Origin of the sequence: Cupriavidus basilensis (assembly GCF_000876015.1) — a bacterium.
GTDB classification, from domain to species: Bacteria; Pseudomonadota; Gammaproteobacteria; order Burkholderiales; family Burkholderiaceae; genus Cupriavidus; species Cupriavidus basilensis_B.
Genome location: NZ_BBQM01000019.1, coordinates 346,845 through 364,390, shown reverse-complemented (window position 1 = coordinate 364,390; position 17,546 = coordinate 346,845). Strand labels below are relative to the sequence as shown.

The 17,546-nt window shown below is 69.5% G+C and carries 12 protein-coding genes and 1 pseudogene; 11 read left to right on the top strand and 2 right to left on the bottom strand.

From position 1 onward, the window contains the following. Both KF708C_RS21855 and KF708C_RS21850 read right to left on the bottom strand, forming a co-directional pair. The coding region (locus KF708C_RS21855) for a two-partner secretion domain-containing protein (protein ID WP_156173910.1) at positions 1-3,972 on the bottom strand (3,972 nt) is incomplete at its 3' end. A gap of 29 nt (positions 3,973-4,001) precedes the next feature. Then, positions 4,002-5,678 (bottom strand): ShlB/FhaC/HecB family hemolysin secretion/activation protein, encoded by a 1,677-nt coding sequence (locus tag KF708C_RS21850; RefSeq protein WP_059413256.1) that lies wholly within the window; start codon positions 5,676-5,678, stop codon positions 4,002-4,004. Between the two features lie 590 nt (positions 5,679-6,268). On the opposite strand from KF708C_RS21850, the gene KF708C_RS36495 reads away from it, so the two are divergent. From KF708C_RS36495 to KF708C_RS21800, 11 genes and pseudogenes are all read left to right on the top strand, one after another. Continuing rightward, entirely contained in the window at positions 6,269-6,814 is a 546-nt protein-coding gene (locus KF708C_RS36495; protein ID WP_059413255.1) for a fimbrial protein, read from the top strand. 66 nt (positions 6,815-6,880) lie between these two features. Then, positions 6,881-7,336: pseudogene (locus tag KF708C_RS37055) on the top strand (fimbrial biogenesis chaperone); the annotation flags it as partial. Between the two features lie 42 nt (positions 7,337-7,378). After that, entirely contained in the window at positions 7,379-7,651 is a 273-nt protein-coding gene (locus KF708C_RS37050; protein ID WP_370552850.1) for a fimbrial biogenesis chaperone, read from the top strand. 53 nt (positions 7,652-7,704) lie between these two features. Further along, complete coding sequence (locus KF708C_RS21835; RefSeq protein ID WP_059413254.1) at positions 7,705-10,341, top strand: fimbria/pilus outer membrane usher protein; 2,637 nt, start codon at positions 7,705-7,707, stop codon at positions 10,339-10,341. Continuing rightward, positions 10,338-11,453, top strand: a complete 1,116-nt coding sequence (locus tag KF708C_RS21830; RefSeq protein ID WP_059413253.1) for a fimbrial protein — start codon at positions 10,338-10,340, stop codon at positions 11,451-11,453. The genes KF708C_RS21835 and KF708C_RS21830 overlap by 4 nt, the downstream gene beginning before the upstream one ends. A 215-nt stretch (positions 11,454-11,668) precedes the next feature. Then, complete coding sequence (locus KF708C_RS21825) at positions 11,669-12,409, top strand: GntR family transcriptional regulator (protein ID WP_231586555.1); 741 nt, start codon at positions 11,669-11,671, stop codon at positions 12,407-12,409. A gap of 105 nt (positions 12,410-12,514) precedes the next feature. Continuing rightward, positions 12,515-13,561: an aromatic ring-hydroxylating oxygenase subunit alpha gene (locus KF708C_RS21820; protein WP_197090402.1), complete on the top strand. Its 1,047-nt coding sequence runs from the start codon at positions 12,515-12,517 to the stop codon at positions 13,559-13,561. Beyond that, the gene (locus tag KF708C_RS21815; RefSeq protein WP_063923047.1) at positions 13,545-14,525 is read left to right on the top strand and encodes a PDR/VanB family oxidoreductase; all 981 of its coding nucleotides are present in this window, start codon (positions 13,545-13,547) and stop codon (positions 14,523-14,525) included. Before KF708C_RS21820 ends, KF708C_RS21815 begins: the two co-directional genes overlap by 17 nt. Positions 14,526-15,035: 510 nt before the next feature. Beyond that, positions 15,036-15,554: a DUF2796 domain-containing protein gene (locus KF708C_RS21810; RefSeq protein ID WP_197090401.1), complete on the top strand. Its 519-nt coding sequence runs from the start codon at positions 15,036-15,038 to the stop codon at positions 15,552-15,554. Positions 15,555-15,573: 19 nt separating this feature from the next. After that, a complete protein-coding gene (locus tag KF708C_RS21805) occupies positions 15,574-16,278 on the top strand; it encodes an ATP-binding cassette domain-containing protein (protein WP_197090400.1) in 705 nt (234 codons plus the stop codon). Continuing rightward, positions 16,278-17,546, top strand: a complete 1,269-nt coding sequence (locus tag KF708C_RS21800) for an ABC transporter permease (RefSeq protein ID WP_059413249.1) — start codon at positions 16,278-16,280, stop codon at positions 17,544-17,546. Before KF708C_RS21805 ends, KF708C_RS21800 begins: the two co-directional genes overlap by 1 nt.

Sequence of the window (17,546 nt, the reverse complement as noted above, 5' to 3'; positions counted from 1 at the left end):
ACTCAGCACGCTGACGTCTTGCCCATTGACCAGGCCGGTGGCGGTGAAGCCGGGATTGCTCGGGGCGTCGCCGTAGGTGGAGCGCCCGCTGGTGGCGGTGACGGTGATCGGTGCCTTGTCGACCGTCAGCGTGCCGTTGACGTAGGCGATGTCGTAGTTGGTGGCACCGTGGCCGCTAGCAGTGATCGTGTACCTGCCGGCGTTGACCGCATCCTGGGCGCTGCCGCCGTAGGTCAGCGTGCCGGTGAGATCGGTCGACGTTTCGTTGTTGACGAAGCCGTCGTACGTGACGCCGTAGCTGCCGGTGTAGGTCAACCCATCGTAGGTCTTGCCCTTGTCGAGGGCGGTGATGGTGAGCGGTGCCTTGCCGATCGTCAGGTGACCGTCGACGAAGGTGATGTCGTAGCCCTGCTGCGACGAATACTGGCCCCCCGGTGTGATGGCGTAGCTGGCGTCATCAGCATTGGCATTGATCGCGCCTTGGGCGTTGCCGGTGTAGCGCAGCGTACCGGCCAGCGAGGCGTTCGGGTCGCTTTGCGTGACGCCGTTGCCACCCGACCAGGCGAGGCCGTCGTACGTCTTGTCGGCGTTGTTCGCGGTGACGGTGACGGGCTTGAGGAAGCTGCGCAGCAGCGGCATGGTGTCGCCGTCGTAGATGCGCCAGACGCGGTCGGTGCCGCCCTGGCTGTCGATGCTCCAGCCGGCATAGGTGCCCAGGTCCCTCAGTTGCTCGCTGGTCTTGCCGATCACGCCTGCGCTGTTCCCGCCGCCTACGCCAGCGGTTCGTCCGGTGGTGCCGATATCCCAGTAGCTGTTGTTGATGATGGAGTTGGTGTCGTTCAGTCCGACCAAGCCGCCGGCAAAAAAGCCACTACTCGTTACAGCGCCTGTGGCATAGGCGTCGCTGATGCGGGCCGTGTGGCCGCCGTTGCCAAGGCTCCATCCGACCAGGCCGCCGACCTTGTCGTTGCCCTTTACGGTGCCCGTGGCATAGGCGTTGCTGATGTTGATCGCGCCGAAGCTGGCTTCGTTCGTTCCGACCAGTCCTCCTACCTCGTTACCTCGGCCCGCCACCTTTCCGGTCATCCAGACGTTGTCGAGATAGACTGCGCCGCTGTTGGCATAGTTGTGTCCAACCAGTCCGCCGACCTGTGAGCCTCCTGAGACGCTGACGCGGTCCAGCCCGACGTTACGGATCGTGGCATTCTGTGCCCGGCCAAATAGCCCCACATAGTCCTGGCTGGGCCGGTTGACGGTCAGCCCGCTGATCACGTGGCCCTGGCCATCGAAGGTGCCCTTGAAGGGGGCGGCCGCGCCGCCGCCGATGGGCGAGAATCCAGCCATAGTCCACATGCCACCCGAGACCTCCGCCGTGCCATCGTTGAGGCCGGTTGCACCGGCGTCGATGTTGCGCGCCAGGGTGTAGTTGGCCCCAAGGTCCATGGCCATCAACTGCAACTGATGGGCATTGGTGACGGTGGTGCTGTATTCCGAGGCCAGGAAGGGCCGGGTCTGGCCGTTGATCATGTACCAGCTGGCTCCGGCGTTCTTGCTTGTGGCAACGGCGTCCTCGCCCAGGTTGTTGGTGTAGGCGCTGACCTTGAAGGCGTAGTTGGCGGCGCCGGACTGGGCGGGGTCACTGGTGACCCAATGGAGGTTCCAGCTCCCGCCGGCCCCGACGCCATCATTTTGCTTGGTGGAAAAGCGGTCCCAGTAGCTGTTGGTGATGGAGCCGGAGCTTTGTCCAACCAGGCCGCCGGCGTTGCCATTAGCCGTCACCGCGCCTGTGGCATAGGCCTTGCTGATGCTGGCCGCGCTACTAGCATTGTGTCCGACCAGGCCGCCGACGTTGTACTTACCCTTCACGGCGCCTGTGGCGTAAACGTTGTTGATGCTGGCCGTGCCGCGACCGACAGAGTTTTCTCCAACCAGGCCGCCGACAAGGCTGTCACCACCCTCTACGGCGCCTGTGGCATAGGCGTTGCTAATGCGGGCCGTGCCGCCAGTGAAACCGTAGTTCCTTCCGACCAGGCCGCCGACGTAGTTGCCCTGGCCCGTCACGTTTGCGCTCGACCAAACATGGTCGAGAGAGGCCGTGCCGTCGCGGGCAAGGTTGTATCCGACCAGCCCACCGACGTATGCGTTTCCTGAGACGCTGCCCCTATCCAGCCCGACGTGGCGAATCGTGGCATTTGTCGCGAAACCAAACAGCCCCACATGGTTCTGGCCGGGCCGGTTAATGGTCAGTCCGGCGATAGCATGGCCAAGGCCGTCAAAGGTCCCCCTGAACGGGGTGTTCTCGGCATAGCCGATCGGAGAAAATCCTGCACCGCCGTACCACTCCCGGGTGGCACTGGCATCGATATCGCTGCCCAGCACGTAACGACCGCTCATATTGCCGTTGATGCCCTGCAGGTCGTTACGCGAAGTGCTGCCTTGCTCCCCCAGGCGGGTGAGGATGGTGTAGTTGAGCGTGGCGCCATCGCTGCCCAGCGTGGTGCTGAAGCGGCCGGTCGAGGCCAGGTTGACCGGCGCACGGACCTGGTAGGTGGCGGTATTGTTTGCGGCTAGCGCGCCTTGGCCATACTTCAACGCCAGCCCTGCCGTGTTCGAGCCGTTCAGGGCGGCGTTGATCTGGATATCGCGCTCGGCGGTGAGGGTGAGCGTGTTGGCACTCCAGCTCACCGTGTCGTTGACGAAGATGTCGCCCTTGCCGGACGTGCTCCCCCTGACGCTCTGAATCTGGAAGTCGGTGTTCTGCAGCGCCGTGCTGACCGCCGCGCCAGTCATGTCGCCGCCGGTAGCGGCGATGGTGAAATCGTTCGGATCGATCAGCCAGGTGCCGGTCGTGCCGTTGCCGGCGCGGGTGGTCACTGTGGCGCTGTCGGCGACCGTCACGCGCGCGGCGCTGGTTTCGATAAAGCCGCCGTTGCCGCCGTGCGGCGCGCTGGCGTCCAGCGTGCCGGCCACCTTGGTGGTGCCGCGGTCCGGGTCGGCCAGCAGCAGGATGCGCCCTTCGCGCGTCGCCACGGTCTGCGCTTGCACGGTGCCGGTGTGACTGACCACCGACGAGGCCAGCGCGTCGGCGCCCTGGGCGGTGAGGATCACCTGGCCGCCCTCGGCCTGGATCAGGCCACCGTTATGGACCTGGGTGGCGAGATCGGCGGGATCCACTGCGATCTGGAGGTGGCCGTTGGCGCCGGCCGACAGGGTGATCTGCCGGCCGGCAGCCAGAGCCACGTTGCCCAGCGGGGCATGAAGGGTGCCGGTGTTGGTGACGCGCGCCCCGAGCAGGGCCACGCGGCCGCCTTGGGCCGCCGTGATGCGGCCCTGGTTGCTGACCTCGCCGGTGGCGCCGTCGAGGGTGAAGCGGTCGTGGCCGGCAAGGAAGTCGGTATCGGCGATGCGCAGGGTGGACGCTACCAGGCTGCCCACGTTGACTCGCGCGTTGGCGCCGAACAGCACCCCGGCGGGGTTGACCAGGTAGACCTGGCCGTTGGCGCTCAGGGTGCCGAGGATCTGGCTGGCGCTGCTGCCGGTGACGCGGTTCAAGGTGGCCGCGGTGGTGGAGGGCTGCACGAAACGCACGCTGGCGCTTTGGCCGATGTCGAACGACTGCCAGTTGACGATGGCGCGGTCGCTGAGCTGGGTGAGGGTCAGCGCGTTGTTGCCTTGGATGGTGATGCTGCCCATCACGCCAGCGGCGATGCTGCTACCTTGGGGCAGGGCACCCGCGTCAAGCGCGAGTGCCAGCGGGCTGACGAGCAGGCCGGCCAGCGCCAGCGCCACGTTCAAGACCCGCCAAAGGGGCCGCCGGTCACTCGGAACGACAGCGTCACCGCGGCGAGTCCGGGCGCGGGTCGCCCCGCCCGCGTGGTGACCGCGCGCGGTTTCCGGGGCCGGCACGAAGGCCTGCTGGACGCGATTCCAAACCAGCCGATAGGCGCGGTTGATGCTGGCGTGCTTCCACATGGTCGGATTCCTTTTCTCGATTTGTCCGTTCAGAACGCCAGGCTGGCGCTGATCCACAGGCGCGCGCCGCGCCGGCTGCCGTCCTGGTTGCGGCCGGGGTTGGCGCTGGCCGGGTTGTGGCCCAGCGGCACGGCGAACACCGCATCCAGCGCGAAGCCGCGCGGGAGGCTCCAGCGCAGGCCGAGGCCGGTGGCATACAGGGCATAGGTGTTGCGGTTCGTGCCTTGCATGTCCCAGCCCGGCCAGCGCGCGCGGTGCTGGCGCACCACGCCGGCGTCGGCGAACAGGTAGGCGTCCAGGCCTGGCAGCGCCGGGGCCGGCAAGGCATGCAGTTCCACCTGCGCCAGCGCGCCGCTGTCGCCGTAGCCTTCGCTGGCCGGATAGCCGCGTACCCCGTAGGGGCCGCCGAGGCCGAACTGCTGCGAGGAATCGAGGTTGTCGGCCGACCATTGCCCGGCGGCGCGCACGCGCAGGTAGCTGGCGGCGCCCAGCACCTGGTCGCGGCGCAGATCGGCGTTGAGACGGGTGAAGCCGCCGGCGACGCGCGGGCCGGCGGCATCCTGCCGGCGGTCGTCGGCCAGGCGCAGGGCGGCGTTGCCCTGGGTCAGTTCGGCGCGCCAGGCGGTCTGGCCGCCGCGGCCGAAGGCATCGCGGCTGTCACCGTACAGGGACAGGCCCAGGGTGTTGAGGCGCCGTTCGCGCAGGGTGAAGCCCAGGCTGTCGTCGCGGTTGCGGCGCTGGCCGAGGTTCAGTGCGAGCCACAGGTTGCGCTCGGCGCCGCGCAGCAGCGGGTAGGCCAGCCCGGCGGTGGCGGCGCGGGCCTGGCCACTGGCATCGAGGGCTTCGAACTCCTTGCCCAGGCGGTAATGCAGCTGGCTGTAGCCGAGCGACAGGCGCAGGCCGTCATGGCCCAGCGGCACGCCGTAGCCCAGGGTCTGGTAGTCGAGGTGGCCGGCGGCGGCGGCGCTCAGGCTGAGCTGGTCGCCATAGCCGCTCGGGTTGTTCAGCGCGACCATGCCGTAGCCCTGCAAGGCGCCGGTGGTGCGGCTGCCGAGGTTGCCCAGGCCGAGTTGTCCGGAGACCCACGGGCCGTCGCGCACGCTCAGCGCCAGGTCGGTGCTGCCCGGCGCGGCGCCGGCCTGCAGCACGCCGTCGGCGGCGATGCCGGGCAGGTCGTTGGCGAGCAGCAGGCCACGTTCGAGATCGGCCTGCGAATAGGGCTGTCCCGCGTCCAGGCGGCGGCCGACGATGCGCGCCACGAAGTCCTGGCGGGCGCGGGTCTGGCCCGGCGCCATGAGCAGGCTGCCGAAGCGGCCTTCGACGACCTGGATGCGCAGGGTGCCGCCGGTCACGTCCTGCTGCGGCAGCAGCACCCGCACGAACCAGCCGCGCGTGCGGTAGTAGCCGACCAGGGCCTGGGCGGCGGCGTGCAGTTCGCCGAGGGTCTGCGGCCGGCCAAGGCTGGCGTCGAGCTGGCGGGCCAGTTCCTCGGCCGGAATCAGCGTGGCGCCCTCGATGACGACGTGCCGGATGACCACGCTGGGCCCGCTGCGGTCTTCCGGGGCGGCGGGCGCGGCGGGCGTCGGCGCGGCGGCGGCGGGCGGAGTCAGGGTCTGTTCCAGCTGGCGCTGGAGATGGCCGGCGTCGGTCGGCACCTGGGCGTGCGCCAGGCCGGTGAGGGCGAGGAGGGCGAGGGGAGCGCCCATCAGGGAACAGCCAGCCCGGCAAAGGGGCAAAGAGAAAGGTAGGCGTCGATTCACGGTGGCTTCCTGAGGGTGCGTGAACGCATGCGCCGGCTGGGCGGTCCTGCCGGCAGGGTTGCGTTTCAAACTGGGGCTCAAGCCCGCACTCTAAGAAGCGCTGCCGAATGGCGCATACCCTGTTTCGGGTATTTGTCGCGGCGAGGTTGGCGTTTGCGCACCGTCACGATCGGCGCATTTGCCATGCGAATTGCGTTTGCTTGCCGACGTTTGCGTTGTCTCGTTCTTGCCCGGCGCGCCGGTCATCCGCGCGCGATGCCTGGGGCGGGCTGCTGGCGTCCGGATCTCAATGGCGGCGTCGCCGCAAACACAAGGACACCACCACCCGCGTCACAAATGCGCCCAATGAGTCATCAGAAAATTCTCTCGAATTAATCCGATTTTTCTCTATGCAATTGCAGATGTGTCCGCAAACCGGCGCGCATTTTCTGATCGACACTCGCCCTCGAAATCCGTCCTGCGGCCGAATGGCCGGCGCGGTGGCGGGCTTCCTCACCGTTCGAGGCGAACGGCCAACCGATACAGCGAGCACTGCCATGTCCAAGAAACTTCTCTCGTTTTTTTTCGTGCTGGCCGGCGTGGCGGCGGCCGCGTCTTCCGCCCGGGCCCAGACCAATGACGGCACCATCTACATCACCGGCCAGGTAACGGCATCCACCTGCACCATCACCGGCACCAACAACGAGGATGTCTACGTCTACCTGGACAATGTGCCGGCATCCGCGTTCTCCGGCATCAATACTTTCGCCGGTGCCAAGCCGTTCACTATCAGGCTGACCGGCTGCTCGCCGAGCACCGGCAACGTGCACACGCGCTTCATGCCGGGCGCCAACACCAACGTCGTGACCAATCGCCTGAACAATGCCGCCACCGGCGGCAGCAACGCCGACATCCAGATCGTCAACGGCGACGACACCGCGATCCTCGTCGGCAAGCCGGACGGTGCGCAGAACTCGAAGCCGGTCGCGCTGACCGGCGGCGCGGCGGACCTCACCTACAAGGCGCGCTATTACGCGGCGTCCTTCCCGGTCACCAACGGCACGGTGGAAACCTCGGTGCCGTACATGATCGTCTACCCGTAACCCGCACACCTGCATAACGCGGCAACGGCCGCCGCCCTGGCCGAAGGGCGCGCGGGCGGCGCCGGGATGGAAACGCATATGCCAGTCAAGCACAGAGCCCGGCCGGGCGCGGCGCTGGCCGCGCTGATGGCCTGCGCCGCGCTCGGTCCGGGCAGCGCCGCGGCCTCCATCGTCATCAACGCCACGCGTGTGGTGTATCCCGAGCGCGAGAGCGAAGTCACGGTCAAGCTCGACAACAACGGCCGCTCCCCGGCCCTGGTGCAGGCCTGGATCGACGGCGGCGACCTGACCGCCACGCCGGACGAATCCACCGCGCCGTTCACGCTGACGCCGCCCCTGTTTCGCCTGGACCCCGGCAAGGGGCAGAGCCTGCGCCTGTTCCATACCCGCGAGGCGCAGCCGCAGGACAGGGAGTCGCTGTTCTAGCTCAACGTACTGGAAGTGCCGCCCAAGGCCGCCGGCAACGACCGCCGCAATGCCCTGCGCCTGGCGTTCCGCACGCGCATCAAGCTGTTCTTCCGTCCGGCCGCGCTCGCCGGCGCGGCGCGCGATGCGCCGGGCAGCGTGACCTGGCGGTTCGCGCGCGGCGGCACCGGTTACGTCCTGCGGGCCAGCAACCCGAGCGCTTACCACGTGACCTTCAGCCGGATCGTGGCCAGGGCCGGCGGCGAGACCTGGAGCAACGACGAGGGCGGCATGGTCGATCCGGGCGCCAGCGCCGATTTTCCGCTGGGCCTGCTGGCGGCGCCGCCAGCCGGGCCGTTTTCGGTGGAGTACCGCTATCTCGACGATTTCGGCGGCAGCCAGGACGGCGCCTACCAGGCGCCGCCGCGCTGAGCGCCGGCATGCCCCGCGCCCGCCGCAGACGTTCGCCACGCGGTACCGCAACGATGCGCGGGCGCCATGCGCTCGCCCTGGCGATGCTCGGTGGCTGGAAGGCGGCCGCGCTGGCCGAGGCCGTCGCCCCGGACGCGCCCGCGATCGCCGCCGTGCACTTCGACAACGATTTCCTGATGAACCGCAAGGGCGAGCGCATCGACGTTTCGCGCTTCGCGCGCGGCAGCCCGGTGCCGCCCGGCGACTACCGGCTCGACCTGTACCTCAACGGCAACTGGCTGGGCAACACCAGCGTGCGCTTCGCCGCCGCGCCGGCCGACCACAGCGCGGCGCCGTGTTTCGCGCCGTCGCTGATCGAGCGCCTGGGCCTGGACGCCGCGGCTCTCGACGCGGCCGGGCGCGACGAACTGGCACGCATGCGCGGCGGCGAGTGCGGCAATTTCGCGCGCATCGCCGCGGCCGCTTCCTATGCCTTCGACCTGGGCAAGCTGCGCCTGGACCTGAGCCTGCCGCAGGCCGTGCTGCTGCGCAATCCGCGCGGCTACGTGAGTCCCGAGTTCTGGGATGCGGGCATCCCCTCGGCCACGCTGGGATACAACTTCAGCGCCTTCCGGATGTCCGGCAGCGGCGGCGCCTCCACCTCCACCTCGTCGTACCTGGGGCTCAATGGCGGCCTCAACGCCGGCGGCTGGCATCTGCGCCACCACGGCAGTGCGAGCCTGCAATCGCGCGGGCGCGGTACCTATCAGAGCGTCGCCACCTACCTGCAGCGCGACCTGCCCGCGCTGCGCAGCCAGCTGACCCTGGGCGACGTCTTCACCGACGGCGCGATGTTCGACAGCCTCGGCATCCGCGGCGCCACGCTGGCCAGCGACGAGCGCATGCTGCCCGAGTCCGTGCGCGGCTACGCGCCGCTGATCCGCGGCGTGGCCAACAGCAACGCGCACGTCAAGGTCACGCAGAACGGCAATACCCTCTATGAAATCAACGTGGCGCCGGGCGAGTTCCGCATCGACGACCTCAACCCCACCGGCTACGGCGGCGACCTGCTGGTGACGATCACCGAGGCGGACGGCAGCCAGCGCAGCTTCGGCGTGCCTTATGCCGCGGTGGCGCAATCGCTGCGCCCGGGCACGAGCCGCTTCAACGTCAGCGCGGGCAGGCTGCGCGAGCGGCTGGTCGGCCGCCGCGCCACCATCGTCCAGGCCACGGCGCAGCATGGCTTCACCAACCTGTTCACCGGCTACGCCGGCGTCCTGGCTGCCAACGGCTATATGGCGGGGTTGCTGGGCGCGGCCTTCAACACGCTGGCCGGCGCGGTGGCGCTGGACGTCACCCAGGCCCGCGCCAGCATCGCCCGCGCCGGCCGGGCCAGCGGGCAAAGCGTGCGCCTGAGCTACAGCCAGCTTCTGGAGCAGACCGGCACCGGCATCACCGTGGCCGCCTACCGCTATTCCTCGAGCGGCTACCGGAGCGTGCGCGATGCCCTGGGCGCGCGCGAAGGCCGCGGCGGGCGCGGCGGCGGCCAGGACCCGGCGCTCGCCTACCGCCAGCGCAACCAGCTGCAGCTGACCCTCAATCAGAACCTGGGCGTGCGCTGGGGCAACCTCTACGCGGTGGGTTCCACCACCGACTACTGGCGCCAGCGCGGGACCATGACCCAGTTCCAGATCGGCTACAACGGCCATTTCCGCGTGGGCGGACTGGATCTGAGCGTCAATCTCTCGCTGTCGCGCCAGCGCGATGGTTTCTCCGGCAGGCTGGAAAACCAGGTGTTCTCCAGCGTCTCGCTGCCGCTCGGACGCGGCCGGCCGGCGCCGCTGCTGACGGGCAGCTACGGGCACAGCAACAACGGCGGCGGCTCGCAGCAGGTCAGCCTGGGCGGCGGCCTCGGCGAAGACAGCGCACTGAACTACAGCGTCGGCGCGGGGCGCGCCGCCGGTAACGGCAACGGCGGCGCCAGCATGCAGTACCGCGGCGCCGCCGCCACGCTCTCGGCCGGCGTCGCCGGCGGCCGCGGCTACACCCAGCAGTCGCTGGGCATCTCGGGTGCCGTGGTGGCCCACGCCGGCGGCGTGACCCTGAGCAACGCGCTGGGCGAGACCGTGGCGGTGGTCGAGGCCAGGGGCGCCGAAGGCGCGCGCGTCAACGGCATCTCGGGGCTGCGCATCGACGCGCGCGGCTACGCGGTGGTGCCTTATCTGACGCCCTATGCCGTGAACACCGTCAGCATCGACCCCAAGGGCACGCCGCTGGACATCGAGCTGCGGACCACCAGCGAACAGGTGGCGCCGCGCGCCAACGCGGTGGTGAAGGTGCGCTTCGCCACCGTCAGCGGCCGCGCCGTGCTCATCCGCGCGCGCCTGGCCGACGGCGCCGCGCTGCCGTTCGGCGCCGACGTGCTCGACGAGCAGGGCAACAGGGTCGGCATCGCCGGCCACGGCGGCCGCCTGTTCGCGCGAGGCCTGCCGGAGGCCGGCCGGCTGAGCGCCACCTGGGGCGCGCGCCCGGGCGAGCGCTGCACGTTCGCGTACCGCCTGCCCGCCGCGGGCGGGAATGCCCATGCGAGCCTCGCGGCGGTGTGCGACAGCGGCGATGTGCCGCTCGCGCTGGCGCCGGCCAGCGATTCCCGAACCCTGTTCCCCATCCCCGACGAATCCGGCGCGCCGGCAGGAGCGAATTTCCCATGAACCCGATGCAATACTGCCGCCGTTGCCTGGCCGCCCTGGTTCTCTGGCTCGGCCTGCACGCCGCGGCCCACGCCGAGCTTGTCTTGTGCTCGATGACGCCGCCGCTGAACACGAGTTGCTCGCCAGGCTGCCAGGACATCGCCATCTGGCCGCTGTTCCTGCTGCCGCCCAAGGCGCAGGCACCCAACGGCACGGTTCTCGCCTCGAAGACTGTCCATTACCAGTACAACTGCCCAAAGGCATCCACGCCCCGCACCTACACCCCGCAATATGCGCCGGTCTGGGTGAACAGCACGGCCGTGCCTGGCGTCAGGGTCCGCAACCAGGCCGCCACGCTGGGCGTGCGTATATACGTCAACGGCCAGCTGATTTCCAACATCCCCTTTAACAACACCAAGACATGGTACGACAGGTCATGGACGGCACCCTGCGTGCCGCCTTGCTCGGGGTCGGTGGCAATCACCTATGAACTGGTGAAGGTCAGCGACGTCCTCTATGACAACCCGCAGCCCGGGGGCAACGTGATCTATTGCGGCCCCGCGTCGAGTGTCTGCAGCTTCAACTTCAGCAACTTCGACCAGTTCCGCTTCAACGACAGCGCAAACCCGCTTGGCGACTTCGCCGGGCCAAGCCCGCTCGCCTGGGTCAGCAGATGGTCGGGCACCTCACAGGGCAGGCTGATGGCCCGGACCTGCACGGTGAATGCGACTCCGGTCAACGTCCCCATGCCGCCGGTCAATGCCGGCGTCCTGAGCGCGGCCGGCACCAGCGGCACCGGCGACACCCCGTTCAGCATCGGCCTGACCTGTGCCGCCGGCGCCAGGGTCTACGTGACCCTGACCGACCTTACCGATCCGGCCAACCGGAGCGACCTGCTGAACCTGACCACCGCGTCCGCGGCCCGCGGCGTGCGGCTGCGCATCCTGCGCGCGGGCAATGTGCCGGTCAACTACGGCGCGCCGTCGATCGCGCCCGGCAATCCCGGCCAGTGGCTGGTGGGATCGTCGGCCGGCCTGGCCAGCATTCCGCTGACCGTGCGCTACGTCGCCACCGGCGCCGTGCAGGCGGGCGACGTCGTCGGCATTGCCGCGTTCACGCTGAGCTATCAGTGAGGGTGGGGCGCAGACGGCGCGCCGCCAGTCCACCAGCCCCGCATCAAGCGTCCCGGTTGTCCGCGCCGGTTGTCCGCGCGGCTCCCCAGGGCCGGCGCCGCCCGCGCTGGCAAGCATCTTGCATAACTCCCGCGTAATTCCGAATCCATAAGTGGATTTCTATTTGGATCCAAATAGAAATCCGAATTGATGTCCAAAACATGTGCGTGAGCGAGATGACGATGAACCGGGATGGTGCGCAGAGGCTGGAAATCGTGCAGGACCAGGCGTCGGCGACCCGAGGCAAGAACTCGATGGTCAACGATGCCTACGAACGGATCAAGGAGGACATCTTCGAACTCCGCATGCCGCCGGGGCAACGCTATTCGGAGCAGGAGTTCGCCAATGCGCTGGGCATCTCGCGCACGCCGCTGCGTCTTGCTCTCCATCTGCTCGCGCACGAAGGGTATCTGCAGCGCCTCGACGGCCATTCGAGCTGGCAGGTCAAGCCGTTCGACCTGGCGCACTACGACGATCTCTATGACTTTCGCACCAGCATCGAGGTGATTGCCGTGCGCCGCCTGTGCGCGATGGACTCGCCGCCCGACCTGTCGGCGTTGTGCAGATTCTGGATGGTGCCGGAGGCGGAAAGGAACCTCGACGGCAAGCGGGTCGCGCAGGAGGACGAGCGATTCCACCAGGCGCTGGTCGAGCTGGCTGGCAACCGGGAGATGGCGCGCACGTCCGCGCGGCTGACCGAGCGCATCCGCATCATCCGGCGCCTCGACTTCACCGACGCGGCGCGGATCTCGGCGGCGTTCGACGAGCACAGGGCGATATTGCGCTGCCTGATGACCAGGAAGGCCGATCGCGCGGAGATGCTGGTCAAGGCCCACATCGGCGCGTCGCGCATCGCGATCCGCCACATCACGCTGCATCGGCTCGCGCTTGCCGCGGTGCAGCCGGACGCGCGCTGAGCGGCCGGCGCGCCGGCGCGCGACTGCGCGCCGCAACGCGGTGCCGCGCCGCAATGGCCCCGGGCAGGCACATCAAACCACCCCCACGTAGACAGGAGAATGCAAGTGAACAGAGTGAGCGTATTGGCGAAGGAACTGCAAGGATGCCAGGACACCGTCCTGCTGAACGACTGGCATGTGACGGGCGTGTCGGAGGACGTCGTGCCGGGCAAGCTGGTGCCGGTGACGCTGCTCGAGCGCGACCTGGTGATGTGGCGGCAGGCGGACGGCAGCCTGCATGTCTGGGAGGATCTTTGCGTGCATCGCGGCGCGCGGCTGTCCAAGGGCTTCATCTGCGAGGACCGCGTCGTGTGCCCGTACCACGGCTGGAACTACGACGGCACCTCGCAATGCGTGCTGATGCCGGCGGCGCCCACCGAGACCCCGATGAAGAAGGCGCGCGCCATCGCGCACCAGGTCGTGGAGCGCTACGGCTTCATCTGGGTGTGCCTCGGCACGCCGTCGAACGACATCCCGGCGTTCCCCGAATGGGACGATCCGTCGTACACCAAGGTGCTGTGCGGGCCGTACCATTTCCGCTCGGGATACCGGGCGATCGAGAACTTCATCGACACCACGCATTTCCCGTTCGTGCACGCGGGCGTGAACGGCCTCATCGACAACCCCGACGTGATCGCGCCCTATGAGGTCGACGAAACCGAGGACGGCCTGTCGACCAACGAAGTCCGCGTGACGCAGCCGTATGGCGATCCGCGCAACGTGCCGGTGATCGCCTACTACGCCTACCGCTGCCTGCGCCCGCTCGTGGCCTATTTCCGCAAGCGCGTGGAGATTTCCGATCCGGCGCGCGCGGCGGAGGGCAACCCGAACGACCGCTTCTGCACGTTCCTGACCGCGCAGCAGATCGACGAGACCCACAGCATCGTGCGCATCTGCTGCGCGATGAATTTCTCGCCGGCGCCGACCCCGGAGGAAGTGCGCAAGCGGCAGGACCTGGTCTACGCGCAGGACAGCGAGATCGTCGATACGCAGCGCCCGGAACGCATTCCGGTGGACCTGCGCTACGAACTGCATCATCGCAGCGACCTGCTTGGGCAGAAGTACCGCAGCTGGCTGCGCAACATGGGCGTCACCTATGGCACCTTCTGCTGAAGTGGGCTACGCCACTCGCCTGGCCAGCATCCGCTACGCCGGGCCGGACGTCTCGCTGTTCGAGTTCGCGGCGCTGGATGCGGCGCCGCTGCCCGAGCCGGAGCCGGGCGCGCACATCGACGTGCGCATCGGCCCCGGCCTGGTGCGGCAGTACTCGCTGGTCACGCCGCTGTCGACGCGCTCGTCCTACGTCGTGGCGGTTCGCCGCGAGGCGGACGGGCGCGGCGGCTCGCGGCGCCTGCACGACGAATGCCGGGTGGGCGCGACCTTCACGATCGGCGGGCCGCGCAACCATTTCGCGCTGGACGAGCGCGCGGGCCGCACGCTGCTGATCGCGGGCGGCATCGGCATCACGCCGGTCTATTCGATGTTCGCGCGCCTGCGGGCGCTCGGCCGCGCGGTCGAACTGCACTACTGGTGCCGCTCGGCCGGGCACGTGCTGTTCCGCGCGGAACTGGAGGGGCGGCCCGGCGTGACGCTGCATTATTCCGGCGCGCCGGATCGCGCCGGCGGTTCGCTCGCGGCGGTCCTGGACGGCGTGTCCGACGACACCGAGGTCTATTGCTGCGGGCCGGCGCGCATGCTGGACGACTTCGCGCGCCTCACCGCGCAGCGGCCGCCGGAGCGCAACCACGTGGAGCGCTTTGCCGCCGCCGCCCCATCTTCCTCCGCGGAAGCCGGCGCGGCGGCCGGCGCCCGCACCTTCGTCGTCACGCTGCGGCGCTCGGGCGTCGACGTGCAGGTGCGCGAGGGCGAGTCGATCCTCGGGGCGCTGATGCGCGAGCGCATCGACGTGTCCTATTCGTGCGAGGAGGGCGTCTGCGGCGCGTGCGAAACGCGCGTGCTCGGCGGCCAGCCGCTGCATCGGGACGCGGTGCGCGCGGCGGCGGAACACGAGCGCCGCGGCACCATGATGATCTGCTGCTCGGGCAGCCGGTCGCCGCGCCTGGAGCTGGACCTCTAGCCTTCCAGTCCGGCTTCTCCGGTCCGGCCGGCCGCGCCGGCCACGTCATGCGGGGCAGGGCGCGCCGGTGTCGGCAGGCGCATCCTGCCCCGCATTGTCGCGCGCGGCTGCCGCTTCGCGATCGGCACGGCCTCGCCGAAACCACACGCTTTCTTCACCCCCACCCTTGCCATGCAACTTTGTTGCATTTATGATTGCCGTGCAACTCGGTTGCAAATCATGGCCGCGGATCGTGAGTGCCAGTCGTGAGTACCAATCGTGACTGCACACCGGCGGCCACCGCGAGGCGGCCGCGCTTTCGCGCAAGCGACGGTTCTGCCGAGCCCGCTTGCGCGAGAGTGCCGGCATCTTCCGGGGCATCGCCTGGGCATCGGATCCCACGGGCCGCGGAAACGCATCTGGGTACCGCGATTGCGGGGTGAAAGCGGCTGCCCTGGCGCTCTCGGCTTTCTCTTCTTGGTGGACGCAATGAATCTGGGACGGACAGGCGCGGCGCTCGCCGCTTTGCTGATGATGGCCGGCGCGGGCGCGCACGAGGCGCATGTGCACGGCGCGGCGAAGCTGGACGTGGTGCAGGACGGGGCCGTGCTCACGGTGCATCTGGCGTCGCCCTTGATGAACCTGTTCGGCTTCGAGCACGCTCCGCATGGCGCGGCCGAGCAGGCTGCCGCGCAGCAAGGCATGGCGCGGCTGCGCGATGGCGAGAAATTGTTCGTCGCCTCGCCCGCCGCGGGCTGCCGGCTGGAATCAGTGCGGTTCGACTTCGGCCCGCTGAACCGCGCCTTCATGCCCGCCGGCGACGGCGCCGCGGTGGCTGCGGTTGCTCCGCAGGCGGCGGCCCGGGACGCGCATGCCGACCTCGATGCCGACTATGTGTTTCGCTGCAAGGCGGCGTCCGCGCTGCGCCAGATCGACGTGAAACTGTTCGACGCGTTTCCGGCGCTGCAGCGCGCCGCGGTGCAACTGGTCACGCCGGCGAAGCAGGCCGGGGCCACGCTGACGCGCGCCGGCTACCGGCTGGCATGGTGAGCGCCGTGGTGAGCACCGCATGGTGAGCGAACCGGTCGTCGACCTGACGGATGTGGTCTTCGCCTGGCCCGGCCAGCAGGCGGCGTGCCTGACCCTGGACCGCTTCCGCGTGGCGGCCGGCGAGCATGTCTTCGTCTCGGGGGCCAGCGGCAGCGGCAAGAGCACGCTGCTGGGCCTGCTGGCCGGGGTCCTGGTGCCGGGGCAGGGCCAGCTCCTGCTCAAAGGCACGGCATTGCGGGACCTGAGCGGCGCGCAGCGCGACCGCTTCCGCGCCGACCACATCGGCATCATCTTCCAGCAGTTGAACCTGCTGCCTTATCTGTCCGTGCTGGACAACGTGCTGCTGGCCTGCAAGTTCTCCGCGCTGCGCCGGCGGCGCTCGGCGCAGCAGGGCGCGAGCCCCGCGGCGGCCGCGGGCATGCTGCTGACGCGGCTGGACCTGCCGGAGCCGCTGTGGCGGCGGCCGGCGGCGCGGCTCTCGGTCGGGCAGCAGCAGCGCGTCGCGGCGGCCCGGGCGCTGCTGGGGCGCCCGGAACTGGTGCTGGCCGACGAGCCGACCTCGGCGCTGGACGCGGGCCGCCAGGCCGCGTTCATGGACCTGCTGCAGCGCGAGTGCCGCGCGGTCGGCGCCAGCCTGGTCTTCGTCAGCCATGACGAACGGCTGGCGGCGCGCTTCGGCAGCCGCTTCGCCATGCCGGCGGCCGGCGCCGCGGAGGCCGCCTGATGCCGCTGCTCGGGCTGGCCGCGCGCAGCGCCTGGAACCGCCGCTACAACCTGCTGCTGATGGTGCTGGCGATTGCCTTGTCGACCGCGCTGCTGCTCGGCGTCGAGCGCATCCGCCATCAGGTCCGGGCCGGATTCTCGCAGTCGGTCTCGGGAACGGATCTCGTGGTCGGCGCGCGCTCGAGCCCGACGCAGTTGATCCTCTACACCGTGTTCCGCCTCGGCGGCGCGACCAACAACATGGGCTGGGACAGCGCCCTGCGCATCGCGCGGCATCCGCTGGTGGCCTGGACCATCCCGATCTCGCTGGGCGATTCCCATCGCGGCTTTCCGGTGCTGGCGACTTCGCAGGACTACTTCCGCCATTTCCGCTACGGCGACCGGCGCCCGCTGGTGCTCGCGCAGGGGCAGCCGTTCCAGGGCCTGTTCGACGCCGTGCTGGGCGCGGAGGTGGCGCGCCGGCTCAATTACCGGCTCGGCGACCGCATCGTCCTGAGCCACGGCGACGCCACCGGGCCGATGGCGGGGCAGCTCCAGCACGCGGACAAGCCGTTCGTCGTCACCGGGATTCTGGCGCCCACCGGAACGCCGGTGGACCGGACCGTGCACATCGGCCTGGAGGCGATGGAAGCGATACACCTCGACTGGCAGGCGGGCACCCCGATCCCCGGCCTGTCGATCCCGCCCGGGCTGGTGCGCAAGTTCGACCTCACGCCCAAGAGCATCACCGGCGTGCTGGTCGGCCTGAAGCTGCGCTCGCGCGTGTTCGCATTGCAGCGTGAGATCGCCGACGACCCGCATGAGCCGCTGATGGCCGTGCTGCCGGGCGTGGCGCTCGATGACCTGTGGGACATCGTCAGCATCGGCGAGAAGGGCCTGCTGCTGATGTCGGCGCTGGTGGTCGCGGTCGGCCTGGCCGGGCTGGTCTCCTCGATCCTCGCCGCGCTGGGCGAGCGGCGGCGGGAACTGGCCATCCTGCGCGCGGTGGGCGCGCGCCCGCTGGACCTGCTGATGCTGCTGGCGGCCGAGGGGCTGGTGCTGATGCTGGCCGGCACGCTGGCGGGCTACCTGCTGCTGACCGTGCTGTCGGTGGCGGTCGCGCCGTGGCTGGAGGCGAGCCTCGGCCTGGCCTTGCCCGTGGCCTGGCCGCAGGCGAGCGAGCTGCCGCTGCTGGCCGCGATCGTCGCCACCGGGGCCGCCGCGTCGCTGCTGCCGGGGTGGCGCGCCTACCGGCTGAGCCTGGCCGACGGCCTGACGCCCAATACCTGA

What these genes read in the sequence shown, in the direction of transcription:
- KF708C_RS21810 (WP_197090401.1), top strand. Translation starts at nt 15,036, where the DNA reads ATGATGGCCGGCGCGGGCGCGCACGAGGCGCATGTGCACGGCGCGGCG.
- KF708C_RS21805 (WP_197090400.1), top strand. Translation starts at nt 15,574, where the DNA reads ATGGTGAGCGAACCGGTCGTCGACCTGACGGATGTGGTCTTCGCCTGG.
- KF708C_RS21835 (WP_059413254.1), top strand. Translation starts at nt 7,705, where the DNA reads ATGCGCGGGCGCCATGCGCTCGCCCTGGCGATGCTCGGTGGCTGGAAG.
- KF708C_RS21825 (WP_231586555.1), top strand. Translation starts at nt 11,669, where the DNA reads ATGACGATGAACCGGGATGGTGCGCAGAGGCTGGAAATCGTGCAGGAC.
- KF708C_RS21800 (WP_059413249.1), top strand. Translation starts at nt 16,278, where the DNA reads ATGCCGCTGCTCGGGCTGGCCGCGCGCAGCGCCTGGAACCGCCGCTAC.
- KF708C_RS21815 (WP_063923047.1), top strand. Translation starts at nt 13,545, where the DNA reads ATGGCACCTTCTGCTGAAGTGGGCTACGCCACTCGCCTGGCCAGCATC.
- KF708C_RS36495 (WP_059413255.1), top strand. Translation starts at nt 6,269, where the DNA reads ATGTCCAAGAAACTTCTCTCGTTTTTTTTCGTGCTGGCCGGCGTGGCG.
- KF708C_RS21850 (WP_059413256.1), bottom strand. Translation starts at nt 5,678, where the DNA reads ATGGGCGCTCCCCTCGCCCTCCTCGCCCTCACCGGCCTGGCGCACGCC.
- KF708C_RS21830 (WP_059413253.1), top strand. Translation starts at nt 10,338, where the DNA reads ATGAACCCGATGCAATACTGCCGCCGTTGCCTGGCCGCCCTGGTTCTC.